This window comes from Rhizobium sp. SEMIA4064 (genome assembly GCF_003025035.1).
GTDB lineage: Bacteria > Pseudomonadota > Alphaproteobacteria > Rhizobiales > Rhizobiaceae > Rhizobium > Rhizobium paranaense.
In genome coordinates, this window is the sequence record NZ_PYJN01000006.1 from 192,865 (window position 1) to 205,116 (window position 12,252).

A 12,252-nucleotide genomic window follows, 5' to 3' on the forward strand; every position below is an offset into this window, starting at 1 on the left:
GCGAGTTGCCAATCTCCCCCTTGGGGGAGATGTCACGAAAGTGACAGAGGGGGGTATCAGAGGCTCGGCATACACAGAGCTTTCTGATCTTCAGACGGAAGCCCCTCTTTCTAAACCCGCAAAACCTTCCCCGGATTCATAACCCCCGCCGGATCAAACGCCATCTTGATCCGACGCATCAGGTCCATCTCGATTTCTGGGCGGATCGAGGCCAGTTCGTCGCGCTTCAATTGGCCAATGCCATGTTCAGCGGAGATCGAGCCGCCATGTTGCAGCACCAGCCCGTGCACGATCTCGTTCATCTCGTGCCAACGGCCAATGAACTCCGCTTTGTCCGCTCCGACAGGCTGCGAGATGTTGTAGTGAATATTGCCGTCGCCCATATGGCCAAAGGCGCAGATGCGGGCGCCGGGTATGGCCGCCATCACAGCCGTCTCCGCCTCGTGCATGAATTTCGGGATCTGCGCGACCGGGACGGACACATCGTGCTTGATCGAGCCGCCCTCCGGCTTCTGCGCGTCCGACATGCTCTCGCGCATGTGCCACAGCGCCTTCTGCTGCGCCTCGGAGCTGGCGATGGTCGCGCCCTGAACCAAGCCGGCCTCGTACCCCTGTTCCAGCAGCGTCGTCATCATCCGCTCGGCGGTTTCAGCCGAATCCGATGTGGAAATATCGATCAGCAGATACCAGGGATGCACTGTTTCCAGCGGATCGCGCACGCCGGGAATATTGCGGACGGTGAACTCGACGCCGATGCGCGGCATCAGCTCGAAACCGGTCAGCGCCGGTCCGCAGAGACTGGAAGCATTCTTGAACAACGTCAGCGCGTCCTCGAGGGACTGAATGCCGGCAAAGGCCACCTGATGACCGAGTGGTTGCGGGAAGAGCTTCAGCACCGCGCCGGTGATGACGCCGAGGGTTCCCTCGGCGCCGATGAAGAGGTCGCGCAGATCGTAGCCGGTATTATCCTTCTTCAGCCGCCGGAGGCCGTTCCAGATCTCGCCGGTCGGCAGCACCACTTCGAGGCCGAGGCAGAGCTGGCGCATATTGCCATAGGCGAGGACGGCCGTGCCGCCGGCATTGGTAGAGAGATTGCCAGCGATGCGGCAGGAGCCCTCGGAGCCGAGCGACAGCGGAAACAGGCGGCCATGCTCTTCCGCCGCCTTCTGCACGTCGGCCAGAATGCAGCCGCCATCGACGATCATGGTATTGCCGACCGGATCAATGTCGCGGATGCGGTTCATGCGCTCCAGCGAGAGGATAATGTCGGAGCCGCCTTCGCGCGGCGTCTGGCCACCGACAAGGCCGGTATTGCCGGTCTGCGGCACGATCGCTGTGCCGGTCTCGCTGGCAAGCTTCAGGATGGCCGAAACCTCTTCCACCGAGCCGGGCTTCACGAGCAGCGGCGATGCGCCATGATAGAGCCCGCGATTTTCGATGAGGTGCGGCGCGATGTCAGCCTCCTCCCGCAACGCATGCTTTTCGCCGACGATCGCGGTAAAGCGATCCAGAAGGGCGGGGGAGGGGGCGGAGCTGCTCATAGCGTGTCCTTTGCCGATTTGTCTTTGACCGGATTTACTCTCTGGGCGCGGCTGCGCGGCGCAGCCGGTCGTTGATGGCCTCGCCGAGGCCTTCGTCGGGAATGCTGGAAAAGGCGATCGTTGCCGCGCCGCTGCCATCGGCGCGTTTCATGAAGTCGAACAGATTGGCGGCGGCTTCCGAGAGATCGCCGGACGGGCTGAGATCAAGCACCATGGCCGCGTTCTCCACCCCGGCAATGTCCGGCCGGCCGAAACGGATCAGCGCCTCGCCCGGCAAAATAGTCGTCGCATCCAGCCGCACAGCGGCGCCCGGCGCATAATGAGAGGCAAGCATACCCGGGGCCTCAATGGCAGGCGAAGCGCCGTTCTTTCGCCGGAGCGGCTGACCCGCGACTCGCTCGATCTCTTCCGCCGCCAGGCCGCCGGGTCTCAGTAGGCGCATCTCTCCGTCCTCGACCTTGACGATGGTCGATTCGACGCCGACGATCGAAGCGCCGGCATCGAGGATCAGGGAAATCCGCTCGCCGAGATCGTCGTGAACATGATCGGCGCTGGTGGCGCTGATCTTGCCGGACGTATTGGCGCTGGGAGCGGCAAGCGGCCGGCCGAAGGCGCGGATCAGATCGCCAGCAAAACCCTGCGGCACGCGGATGCCGATGGTATCGAGCCCCGCCGTTGCCAGCGGATGGATATCGCTTTCCGGCCGCAGCGGCAACACCAGGGTCAGTGGACCGGGCCAGAAGGCCTCCGCAAGCTTCCGCGAGATCGGGTCGAAGATCGCATATCGTTCCGCCATGGCGAGATCGCTCATGTGGCAGATCAGCGGATTGAAGCGCGGCCGCCCCTTCGTCTCGTAGATGCGAGTGATGGCGGCGGGATTGGTGGCATCGGCGGCAAGCCCATAGACCGTCTCGGTCGGCAACCCGATCGGCAGCCCCTCGGCGAGCGTTGCCGACGCCACCGCTATTGCTGTTTCAGGGTGTTGGAGAATGTCTATGTGTCGCGCCATGGCCTGACCGGTTGCAATTCAGGCCGTTCTTATGCTTTTCAAGTTTGGGGATCAATGATCAAAGCTGGCGAATGATGTCGCGGAGCTGTTCGTTTCGCGCGCCAAGCAGCAGTACATTGCGAACGGCGATCTGCGGATCATGCGTGTGGAAGAGTACGCCGTTGCCTCGGATCTCGCGATTGATCGTCAGTTTCTTTTCCGGCGATTCCTGATCCGGGTGGACGGCGACGGCAAAATACATCCGTGAATATTTCAGGCTGATATTCTCGAAGAAATTGTCGTTTTGGCCGATGCGGGCAAAGAAGTTGGCGATGTAGAAGGCCCAGCTCACCTCTTCATACTGCGCGAATTGGGTTCGCGCCGCGGTGACATGGCAATAGCCGAGATGCGGCGTGTCCTTCAGTGTGTGATGGAAGATGAGCTTCGGAAAACGAATCGATTGGTGAAAGCTGTTCAGCCGGTCATGGGTCTTTTCGCCGGCATTCCGCAGCTTATTCGCCGTGCGCTCGGCCACTTCCTCATAACTGAGATAGCGCCGTTCTTCGGCCAGCCAATGCGCCCTGTCGCGGGTGATGCGGCCGGTGCGCAGGAATTCGCTATGCGCGGCTGCCGGCAATTCCGGTTCCGGCTCTGCGGGCTTCTTGGCGTCGAAATATCTGAGCTTGGCCATGCGGCACTCACGTCTGGGTATGGATACAAGTTGATAGATCGCCTAGCTTGAGCCGGGCTTAAGCGCGCCCAGCGCTCACGGTTTGAGGAGGATCAGAACCATACCGGGTATCACCGATCTCAAACTGCTGATTTCCAGCATGGAACCGAATCTCATCGAAGGCGAATTCGTTTTTTGCAGCCTGCCGCCTTCAGCGCTGTCAGACTACGCCCATTTGAAGCCGATCGGGATGTTTCAGGAAAAGGAAGGGATGACGCTGATCCTTCCGATCGACGCCGCCCGGCAGGCGAAGCTTCCTGCTGAACCCGCGATGCGAATGATCAGCCTCGACGTCCACTCCTTGCTGGAAGCGGTCGGCCTGACAGCCGCCTTCGCCACGGCGCTCGGAAACGAGGACATCAGCGCCAATGTCATTGCGGCCTATTATCATGACCATATCTTCGTGCCGTCCGCCGATGCCGAGCGTGCCGTGGCGGCATTGAAGGCGCTCTCCAACCGCTCTAAAAATCCTGATAATTCAACTCGTTGATCTCGACCGGCTTCGGCTGGGTGGTCGCTGCGGTGACGATGGGATCGACCATCAGCGAGACGAGCGTCTGCAGCGGTGCGGTACAGCTCGGTCCCTTGGCTATGATCATGGGGGCCGGCTCCGGTTTGGCGGGCAGCAGATCGCCCTGTGGCCATATCTTGGCGAGCTGCACCTTCGTCATCTGAACGACGTTGACATCGATATCGGTAAGTGTCCCCGGCACCCGGTAAGGACAGGTCTTCTCCGAGCAATTGTCGGATGAGGAGAATTGCCAGAGCGCATAATTGTCCCAATTGCCGAGCGGAAAGGTGCCTGTCACATCCGGCTTGTAGCGGGCATACCAGAGCGGCAACCGCGACAGGATCGGATAGTCCTCTCGATGATCGGCGATATACCGGGCGGTGTTGTGATTGGTGTAGAGGATGGGATAGCGGCCGGTTCTGACCTTGATGTGACCGACGAAGACCTGTGCGTCATCCAGAGACATGAATTGGGTCGTGTCCATGCCGTCGATATCGAGCACCATCAACTCGTCCGGTTTTGGATCGGCATAATCCAGAAAATGATTGGCCTGGTCGACGGGGTTGCCGGGCCGTCCAAGGTGGTAGGCGCCCCAGAGCAGGCCGTTCGTCTTCGCCAGCATCCGGCGCGTCTGAAATAGCTCGCGGCTAACAGCATATTTACGCCACATCGTCTTGCAGTGCGCAAAGGTGTCGCCGGCATGATCGCCCGTGCAGCTAAAGCTTTCTGGCAGGCCGTCGGAAGCCTTCGAGATGAAGGCGGCGATGCGCTTGTCCTGCAAAAGCTGATCCCAATCGATGGTGTTCAGCTCGTAGGCATCGACGATGAGGGCGTTCTGGGGATCGTTCCAGGGCTGGTTTTCAGCGGCCGCGAGGCGGGAAGCCGGTCCCAGCAGCGCCAGAACCATCAGGAAACTGCAAATCAGAGGGTGAGTCTGCCGGTATCCCTTCATGAAATAATGGTAAGGATTGCTGGTTAATCCTTGGTTAAGAATGAAATCGTTATAGATTGACCTCCGTGGGGTCCGCGCATAGCCCTTAAATTGGTCGTGATTTAAGGAAGAACTATGCGCCACCGCTGCGTCTTGGCGCGTCCTTATTGGAGGCGCCGCGCGGCAGGTAACTCGAACCCTGTCTTGGGGAACCTTCCCCAATACGGAACGTTATTTGCTGAGCACAAAATAAGCCAGGAATGGAGATGTAAATGCTTGGTTTCCGTGCAAGAATTGCGACCATTGCTGTTTCGGCCGCGGTGGCTCTGACGAGCTTCACCCCGTCCTTCGCAATGCAGATGCCTGCCGCGCCCGCTGCGGCGGCAGACAAGGCCGCCCCAACAGACGTTCAGCAGGTTCAGTGGCGCCGTTATGGCGGTTATCATGGCGGGTACTATCCGTATTATCGCCGTGGCTGGTATGGCGGCTATCGCGGTTATCCCGGCTATCGTTATGGCTATCGCTATTACGATGGCTATTGGTACCCGTTGGCAGCCTTTGGCGCCGGAGCCATCATCGGCGGCGCGATTGCCAGCCAGCCTCGTTATGTTGCCCCGGCTGGAGACATCAACCCGCGCCATGTCGAATGGTGCGAGGCGCGCTACCGCTCCTACCGGGCTTACGACAATACGTTCCAGCCCAATCGCGGCCCCCGGCAGCAGTGCTATTCGCCCTACTTCTGAGCAAGAGATTTGGTCCATCCATAAAAAACCGCCCGGTCATTCGCCGGGCGGTTTTTTATGAATGGATATGATGCCGTCAGAGAATGTTGACCCGCTTAAGCAGCCACCAGGATAACACCATCGATGCGATGATAAGGCCGACGGCATATTCCGTGCCGCCGCCGCCGGTTGAAAATGGCAAATTTGACGTGTTCATACCGAAAAAGCCGGTGACCAGCGTTGGCGGCAGCAGGAAAGCCGTCATGATCGATAGAATGTAGAGATGGCGGTTGATCTCGGAGGAAAGCTTCGAGTCGATTTCTTCGTGCAGCAGTCTGGCGCGCTCCTGCAGCGCGTAAACATCGTGATCAACCGCCTCCAGGCGGCCGGTCAAGCGGCCGGCGACATCCTCGAAGCCGAGCGGCATCTCTTCGTCATCGGATGCTGCAGCGCGCCGCATCAGTGACAAAACGGTGCGTAGATGCCGGTGCAGGCGCACGATCGTCCGGCGGATGGGCGCGAGCCGCCGGCGTTCGTCCCGCGGGGCGTTCTCGTAGACGAAATCCTCGATGAGGTTGAGCTCCTCGGTCATTTCCATGACCAGCGAGATCAGGCTGCGCTGGAACTCGATGACCAGCAGTTCGAAGATATCCAGCGGCCCCGTGAATTTGGCGGCGTTTTTTTCGATCAGCATGCGCGCCCGCTCGACGCTGCGCAGCGGCTGCAGCCGGGTGGTGATGAGCATGCGGTCGGTGAGCACGAAATGCAGCCAGCCGATGTCGCGCGTGTCCTGATCGAACTCTCGCTGAAAATCCACCAGCGTGCCATAGAGCATCTGCTCGTCGACGGTGAGGGTCGCATGCGTCTCATGCGTGGTGAGCGCCATGCGGGCAGCTTCGTTCAGACCTGGCGCATCCTCCAAAAGGGCGGGCACGCGGGCATCGACAAGACTAAGATGCAGCCACAGGAAACCGTCCTCGGCAAACAGCGCGGCGCGTTCGGTATCTTCGGACAGCCGCTCCGGCTTACTCGCGCCGGGACGCAGGCGATAAGCCCAGACGAGGCCGGGTATCGTGGTGGCTGACGTGATCGTGTTCATGGCCGGGTTGTTCGTATCCATAAGGCAATTGCCATAGTCATTGTTCATGACAGTTGTTTATGCAAGTCCCGGCTGCGATTATAGAGAGGCGGATATGCCGCAATTTTGCTTTCAAACGAAACCTCAAAATTGACGTTTACGTAAAAATCAATTAGCTATAAACGTCATGTGGCCAATAGCCTGGGTGAGGTAGACTGTTGGCATCGTCATTGCGGAGGAAGATACCATGTACAAGGCGCCGGTCGAGGAAATCGCGTTTACGCTGAAGCATGTCGCCGGCATGGGGCGGGCGATGGAAGACGGACGTCTTGGCGATCTCAGCGGCGATGTCGTCGACGCCATCCTGACCGAAGCCGGCCGTTTTGCAGGCGATGTGATGGAACCGCTGGCCGAGATCGGCGATCGGCAGGGCACGAAGTTGGTCGATGGCAAGGTGGTGCTACCCCCTGGCTGGGAGCAGCTCTATCGCGACTGGATTGCCGGCGGGTGGAATGGGCTGACGGCGCCGGAGGAATTTGGCGGTCAGGGCCTGCCGCATATGCTGAATATCGCGACGCTGGAAATGTGGAATTCCGCGTCCATGGCCTTTGGTCTCGCACCGACCTTGACCATGGGCGCAGTCGAGGCACTGCTCGCCCACGGCAGCGAAGACCTTAAGCGCAAATATCTGGCAAAACTGGTTTCCGGCGAATGGGCCGGCACAATGAACCTGACCGAGCCGCATGCCGGCTCCGATGTCGGCGCGCTACGCACTCGCGCCGAACGCCGTGACGACGGCACCTACCGCCTGTTCGGCCAGAAGATTTTCATCACCTGGGGCGATCACGAGGCCGCGGAGAATATCGTCCATTTCGTGCTTGCCCGCCTTCCGGATGCTCCGGCGGGGACGCGCGGCATTTCCTTGTTCCTGGTGCCGAAATTCCTTGTCGGCGACGATGGCTCGCTCGGCGCCCGCAATGATTATTTCGCCCATTCGCTGGAGCATAAGCTCGGCATCCATGGCTCGCCCACCTGCACGATGATCTATGGCGACGGCAAATACGGATCCGAGAAGGGTGCTGTTGGCTGGCTCATCGGCGAGGAGAACAAGGGGCTGGCCTGCATGTTCACGATGATGAACAATGCCCGTCTCGCCGTCGGTATCCAGGGCGTGGCCATCGCCGAGGCTGCGACACAGAAGGCCATCGCTTACGCAAAAGAGCGCACGCAAGGTCGGGCGCCGGGTACGACGACCACAGGCATGAGCCCAATCATCGAACATCCCGACATTGCCCGCATGCTGCTGACGATGAAGGCGCTGACGCAGGGTTCGCGCGCCATCTGCTACGCCTGCGCCGAGGCGATCGATATGTCGCATCGCGATGAGGGCAGGGCATCGTATTGGCAGGGGCGTGCCGCTCTGCTGACACCGATCGCCAAATCCTTCTCCACCGACGCCGGCGTCGATGTCGCCTCGCTTGGCATCCAGGTGCATGGCGGCATGGGTTTCATCGAGGAGACGGGCGCCGCCCGCCTGCTGCGCGACGCCCGCATCGCGCCGATCTATGAAGGTACCAACGGCATTCAGGCGATCGATCTTGTGACGCGCAAGCTGACAATCGCCGGCGGGGACCATCTGCGTGGCTTCACCCACGAGCTGCGCGAGATCGCCGATGCTGTCGAGAAATCCAATCTGGACGGCTTCGGCGAGACGGCGGCTCGGCTTTACGCCGCCATAACCGATCTCGAAGCGGCAAGCGAATGGCTGCTGGCACGCCAGGCGGAGGGCCGTATCGCCGAGGCCCTGTCAGGCGCCACACCCTATCAGCGGCTTTTCGGTCTCGTGCTGACGGCCTGCTATCTCGCCAAGGGCGGTCTGGCTGATGTTGCGGACGGCGAGGGGGAAAAGCGCATCGCCCTCTGCCGCTTTGCTGCGGAAAACATGCTGGCCGAAACCACCGCGCTCACCGATCGCATCGTCGCCGGCGCTTCCAGCCTCGAAGCTGCGCGCATCGCTCTTGCCTAAGGATATAGATTTGACCGACCACATCCTGATCGAACGCCCAGAGACCGCGTCGCATGTGCAGGTGATCCGCTTCAACCGGCCAGAAAAGAAAAATGCCTTCACCCGCGCCATGTATCAGGCAATGACCGACGCGCTGCGGGCAGCGGATGAGACCTCAGATATCCGCGCCATCGCCTTCCTCGGCAGCGAAGGCTGTTTTTCCGCCGGCAACGACCTTGCCGATTTCCTGGCTTTCGCCATGAGCGGCACCATGGGCCGCGAGGTTCTGGACTTCCTGGCCGTACTGGCGACCGCGAAAAAGCCCGTCGTCTCCGGCGTCGATGGCCTGGCGATTGGCATCGGCACCACGATTCATCTCCATTGCGACCTGACGATCGCCTCCGACCGCAGCCTGTTCAAGACCCCCTTCGTCGATCTCGCCCTCGTCCCCGAAGCCGCCTCCAGCCTGCTCGCACCCCGTGTCATGGGCCACCAACGCGCTTTCGCTCTACTCGCTCTCGGCGAGGGCTTTTCCGCCGCGGAAGCAAAAGAGGCCGGCCTGATCTGGAAAATCACCACGCCGGAAGCGCTGGAAGCCGAAACCCTGTCGCTCGCCGCCAAACTTGCGGCCAAACCGCCGGAGGCCCTACGGATCGCTCGTGACTTGATGCGAAGCTCCCCCGAAGACGTTCTCGCCCGTATCGAGGAAGAGGCAAGGCACTTTGCGGCGCAACTGAAGAGCGCGGAGGCTCGGGCGGCATTCGAGGCGTTCATGAAACGGTGAGGGATATTCTTTTCCCTCATCCGCCCTCGTGGTTCGAGACGGCCCTGTGGGCCTCCTCACGATGAGGGCTGGGCTTTGTGCTCGACTGAAGAAGATTAAGCTGGCCCTTCCACACATTTGGGGCGGAGCGGGGTATTTCGATATAAGCTGGAAAATCGCTCTGCACCCTGAGTTTATCGAAGGGTGTTTTACCGACGGGTCACTCCACCCTCATGGTGAGGAGGCCCACAGGGCCGTCTCGAACCACGAGGGTTGGCCCCTTAATCCCGGTCATTTCCACTCGGTTTATGCCCGGCGGGTCCGCGTCGCGACAGGGCAGGCAACGCTTCGTAATTCAAGGCAATCAACGCTTCCTTCTTTCGGCGTGACCAACCCTTGATCTGCCGTTCGCGGGCGATGGCATCAATGATACGGTCATAGATTTCATGGAACACCAATTCGACCGGCCGGCGTTTAGCGGTGTAGCCATCGTAGATGCCCGCATTGTGTTCCCAGACGCGCGCTTCGATCTCCTGTTTGGTGAGACCAGTATAATAAGAGCCATCGCTGCAGCGAAGGATGTAGACGGTGGCTTCCATGGCAGAGCTTTCAAATTGGAACGAGTTGCTCGCTACCATTAAGTGTATTGAGCGAGCAAATCTTTTCCCTCATCCGCCCTCGTGGTTCGAGGGTCGCTTTGCTCCCGCCTCACCATGAGGGCTAGTCTCCTGGCCTTTCAAAACTCAGCAGATCCCACATCCTAACTTTTTCGAAGGAAGCGGGACGAGGTGATTCTCGTTCCACGCCCATTGCGAGGCGCGAAGCCCCGAGAGTGTCGCAGGATGATCTATGAGGGTGTCCCTCCGCCCTCATGGTGAGGAGGCCCATAGGGCCGTCTCGAACCACGAGGGTCGGCCACAGGCTTTCGGCAGGGAAATCTCACTTCTCCAGCGCCGCCACCACCTCGACATGCGAACTCCAGAGGAATTGGTCGATCGGGGTTACTTTCGTGATGCGATAGCCGCTTTCGACAAGCAGGGCCAGATCGCGCGCGAGCGTTAGCGGATTGCAGGAGACGGCGACGATTTTTTTGACGGTGGAGCGAGCCAGTTCCTTGCTCTGGAATTCCGCACCGGCGCGCGGCGGGTCGAAGACGACGGCGTCGTAGGCTTTTAACTCCTGCGCCATCAGCGGCCGACGGAAAAGGTCACGGCGTTCGGTCGTTACTGGTTTCAGCCCCGGCGTGTTGCGCGCTGCATGGTCGAGCGCTGCCAGCGGCTTGTCTTCGCCTTCGACGGCATGCACGCGGCCGGTGCGCGCCAGGCGCAGCGCAAACGTGCCGCTGCCGGCGAAGAGATCGGCGATGCGCTTTGCCTTGCCGACATGGGCGGCGACCAGCTCGGCCATGGCCTCTTCCGCCGGTTTCGTCGCCTGGGTAAAGGCGCCCGGCGGTGGCGAAACCTGGATGCCGCCGAACTCGACCATCGGCTTCATCGGCTCGACCAGGATCTCGCCGTTCAACGAGACCCGGGCGATGCCGCGAAGGGTGAGAACGGTCTCGATGGCGCTGCGGCGCTGCTTGTCGGAGAGCTTCTTGATGTCGTCGACGGCGATGTCGAGGCCGGAGAGCGTCTCCAGAACGGAGATGCGAAACGCTTCCGCGCTGACGGCGAGAGCCGCGCCGACCGCCCTGATCGCCGGCAGCCGCGACATGATCCCGGCCGACGCAATCGGACATTCCTGAATGGCGACGATGTGATGACTTTCGGCCTGGTTGAAGCCGATCAGCATCTCTTTCTCGGTCTTACGCGCGGCGAAGACGACACGCCGACGCTCGCCGGGATGGGCCGCGATGATGTCGTCTACTTCGGGCGTCAGCCCCTTGGAGCGCAGCGCATCGATCACGAGCTGGCGCTTGAAGGCGCGATACGGCTGATCCGCATAGTGCTGCAGCGTGCAGCCACCGCAGGCGCCATTGACGCCCTCGGGGCCGAAATGCCGACAGTGCGGCTCCTGCCGGTCGGGCGAGGCCGTTGCAATCGACATCAATGTGCCGTGGCTCTTCACCCGGGCAATAGCAATGGTCTCGCCGGGCAGCGTGAACGGCACATAAATCGGTCCGTCAGTGCCTTGCGCAATGCCGTCGCCCTGGGCGCCGAGCTTCTGGATGGTCACGGTTTCGGTGCTCATGGCTTGATCCCTGCGAGAAGAAATTCCTGATTGCCGTCGCCACCCGCGATCGGCGAGGGGATGAGGCCGAGGCTCTGCCAGCCCATGTCCTCGACGAGCCAGCGTTCCAGCTCCGCTGCAACCGTCGGAGCGGAGGAGGGGTCCTTCAACAGGCCGGCCTTGCCGATCGCCTCGCGCCCGGCCTCGAATTGCGGCTTCACGAGCAGCGCACAGTGCGAGCCCGGCTCTGCGAGTGCAAGGGCGGGTGCCAGCGCCAGCTTCAGCGAGATGAAGGAAACGTCAGAGACGATGAAGGTTGTGGGCTTGCCGATATCCTCAGCCGTCAGGTTGCGGGCGTTCAGGCCCTCGATATTGGTGACGCGCGGGTCGGCTGAAATGCGCGGATGCATCTGTCCATGGCCGACATCGATAGCTGTGACATGCGCTGCACCCCGCTGCAGTAGCACTTCGGTGAAGCCGCCGGTCGATGCGCCGACATCGAGACAGTGCTGGTCTTTGGGGTCCAGTTGGAAATGATCCAGCGCGGCCACCAGTTTCAGCGCGGCGCGCGAAACATAGTCTTGAGCAGGATCGTCGATCGAGATCTCGGCATCTTCGGTAAATAGTGCCCCCGGCTTGCTCACCACCTTGCCGTCAACCGTTACCGTGCCGCGCTGAATAGCGTCGCGCGCCCGCGAGCGGCTGGCGAAAAGCGAGAGGGAGACGAGGAGCTGGTCGAGGCGTTGCGGTTCGGACATGGGCTGTCCATGCCGGGCAATGGTCTGCGTTGCAAGCGTTTTGTGTTGATGGCGGC

General features: G+C 60.9%; 12 protein-coding genes. 4 read left to right on the plus strand and 8 right to left on the minus strand.

Annotated features, from left to right (window positions below; translation table 11 throughout):
- Positions 1-110: 110 nt before the first annotated feature.
- From C9E91_RS04705 to C9E91_RS04715, 3 genes are read right to left on the minus strand one after another with little or no spacing between them, the layout of a single operon-like run.
- On the minus strand, positions 111-1,541 hold the full coding sequence (locus tag C9E91_RS04705; protein ID WP_107107201.1) for an FAD-binding oxidoreductase: 1,431 nt from the start codon (positions 1,539-1,541) through the stop codon (positions 111-113).
- 34 nt (positions 1,542-1,575) lie between these two features.
- On the minus strand, positions 1,576-2,550 hold the full coding sequence (locus C9E91_RS04710) for an L-threonylcarbamoyladenylate synthase (protein WP_107107202.1): 975 nt from the start codon (positions 2,548-2,550) through the stop codon (positions 1,576-1,578).
- Positions 2,551-2,608: 58 nt separating this feature from the next.
- Positions 2,609-3,220 carry a DUF6656 family protein gene (locus tag C9E91_RS04715; RefSeq protein WP_107107203.1) on the minus strand — a complete coding sequence of 204 codons (612 nt, stop codon included), beginning with the start codon at positions 3,218-3,220 and terminating at the stop codon, positions 2,609-2,611.
- A gap of 100 nt (positions 3,221-3,320) precedes the next feature.
- Between C9E91_RS04715 and C9E91_RS04720 the strand changes: the two genes are divergently transcribed.
- Positions 3,321-3,749, plus strand: a complete 429-nt coding sequence (locus C9E91_RS04720; protein WP_107107254.1) for an ACT domain-containing protein — start codon at positions 3,321-3,323, stop codon at positions 3,747-3,749.
- On the opposite strand, the gene C9E91_RS04725 is transcribed toward C9E91_RS04720, so the two are convergent.
- On the minus strand, positions 3,721-4,677 hold the full coding sequence (locus tag C9E91_RS04725) for a glycoside hydrolase family 25 protein (protein WP_245407418.1): 957 nt from the start codon (positions 4,675-4,677) through the stop codon (positions 3,721-3,723). The two genes, C9E91_RS04720 and C9E91_RS04725, sit on opposite strands and share 29 nt — an antisense overlap.
- A 296-nt stretch (positions 4,678-4,973) precedes the next feature.
- On the opposite strand from C9E91_RS04725, the gene C9E91_RS04730 reads away from it, so the two are divergent.
- Positions 4,974-5,444 (plus strand): BA14K family protein, encoded by a 471-nt coding sequence (locus C9E91_RS04730; protein WP_107107205.1) that lies wholly within the window; start codon positions 4,974-4,976, stop codon positions 5,442-5,444.
- 76 nt (positions 5,445-5,520) lie between these two features.
- On the opposite strand, the gene C9E91_RS04735 is transcribed toward C9E91_RS04730, so the two are convergent.
- Positions 5,521-6,522 carry a transporter gene (locus tag C9E91_RS04735; RefSeq protein WP_107107255.1) on the minus strand — a complete coding sequence of 334 codons (1,002 nt, stop codon included), beginning with the start codon at positions 6,520-6,522 and terminating at the stop codon, positions 5,521-5,523.
- A 226-nt stretch (positions 6,523-6,748) separates the two neighbouring features.
- On the opposite strand from C9E91_RS04735, the gene C9E91_RS04740 reads away from it, so the two are divergent.
- Positions 6,749-8,527, plus strand: coding sequence for an acyl-CoA dehydrogenase family protein (locus C9E91_RS04740; RefSeq protein ID WP_107107206.1), 1,779 nt, complete (start codon positions 6,749-6,751; stop codon positions 8,525-8,527).
- 10 nt (positions 8,528-8,537) lie between these two features.
- Complete coding sequence (locus tag C9E91_RS04745) at positions 8,538-9,290, plus strand: crotonase/enoyl-CoA hydratase family protein (protein WP_107107207.1); 753 nt, start codon at positions 8,538-8,540, stop codon at positions 9,288-9,290.
- Positions 9,291-9,550: 260 nt separating this feature from the next.
- On the opposite strand, the gene C9E91_RS04750 is transcribed toward C9E91_RS04745, so the two are convergent.
- The 3 genes from C9E91_RS04750 to C9E91_RS04760 all read right to left on the minus strand — a co-directional run bounded on the left by C9E91_RS04750 (position 9,551) and on the right by C9E91_RS04760 (position 12,196).
- Entirely contained in the window at positions 9,551-9,868 is a 318-nt protein-coding gene (locus C9E91_RS04750) for a GIY-YIG nuclease family protein (protein WP_107107208.1), read from the minus strand.
- 340 nt (positions 9,869-10,208) lie between these two features.
- Positions 10,209-11,459, minus strand: coding sequence for a class I SAM-dependent RNA methyltransferase (locus C9E91_RS04755; protein ID WP_107107209.1), 1,251 nt, complete (start codon positions 11,457-11,459; stop codon positions 10,209-10,211).
- Positions 11,456-12,196 (minus strand): TlyA family RNA methyltransferase, encoded by a 741-nt coding sequence (locus C9E91_RS04760; protein ID WP_107107210.1) that lies wholly within the window; start codon positions 12,194-12,196, stop codon positions 11,456-11,458. The genes C9E91_RS04755 and C9E91_RS04760 overlap by 4 nt, the downstream gene beginning before the upstream one ends.
- Positions 12,197-12,252 lie beyond the last annotated feature (56 nt).

Excerpts from the sequence above, each read along its gene's own strand:
- C9E91_RS04715 (WP_107107203.1), bottom strand. The coding sequence starts at position 3,220 with ATGGCCAAGCTCAGATATTTCGACGCCAAGAAGCCCGCAGAGCCGGAA.
- C9E91_RS04740 (WP_107107206.1), top strand. The coding sequence starts at position 6,749 with ATGTACAAGGCGCCGGTCGAGGAAATCGCGTTTACGCTGAAGCATGTC.
- C9E91_RS04710 (WP_107107202.1), bottom strand. The coding sequence starts at position 2,550 with ATGGCGCGACACATAGACATTCTCCAACACCCTGAAACAGCAATAGCG.
- C9E91_RS04705 (WP_107107201.1), bottom strand. The coding sequence starts at position 1,541 with ATGAGCAGCTCCGCCCCCTCCCCCGCCCTTCTGGATCGCTTTACCGCG.
- C9E91_RS04750 (WP_107107208.1), bottom strand. The coding sequence starts at position 9,868 with ATGGAAGCCACCGTCTACATCCTTCGCTGCAGCGATGGCTCTTATTAT.
- C9E91_RS04760 (WP_107107210.1), bottom strand. The coding sequence starts at position 12,196 with ATGTCCGAACCGCAACGCCTCGACCAGCTCCTCGTCTCCCTCTCGCTT.
- C9E91_RS04755 (WP_107107209.1), bottom strand. The coding sequence starts at position 11,459 with ATGAGCACCGAAACCGTGACCATCCAGAAGCTCGGCGCCCAGGGCGAC.
- C9E91_RS04725 (WP_245407418.1), bottom strand. The coding sequence starts at position 4,677 with ATGGTTCTGGCGCTGCTGGGACCGGCTTCCCGCCTCGCGGCCGCTGAA.
- C9E91_RS04730 (WP_107107205.1), top strand. The coding sequence starts at position 4,974 with ATGCTTGGTTTCCGTGCAAGAATTGCGACCATTGCTGTTTCGGCCGCG.
- C9E91_RS04735 (WP_107107255.1), bottom strand. The coding sequence starts at position 6,522 with ATGAACACGATCACGTCAGCCACCACGATACCCGGCCTCGTCTGGGCT.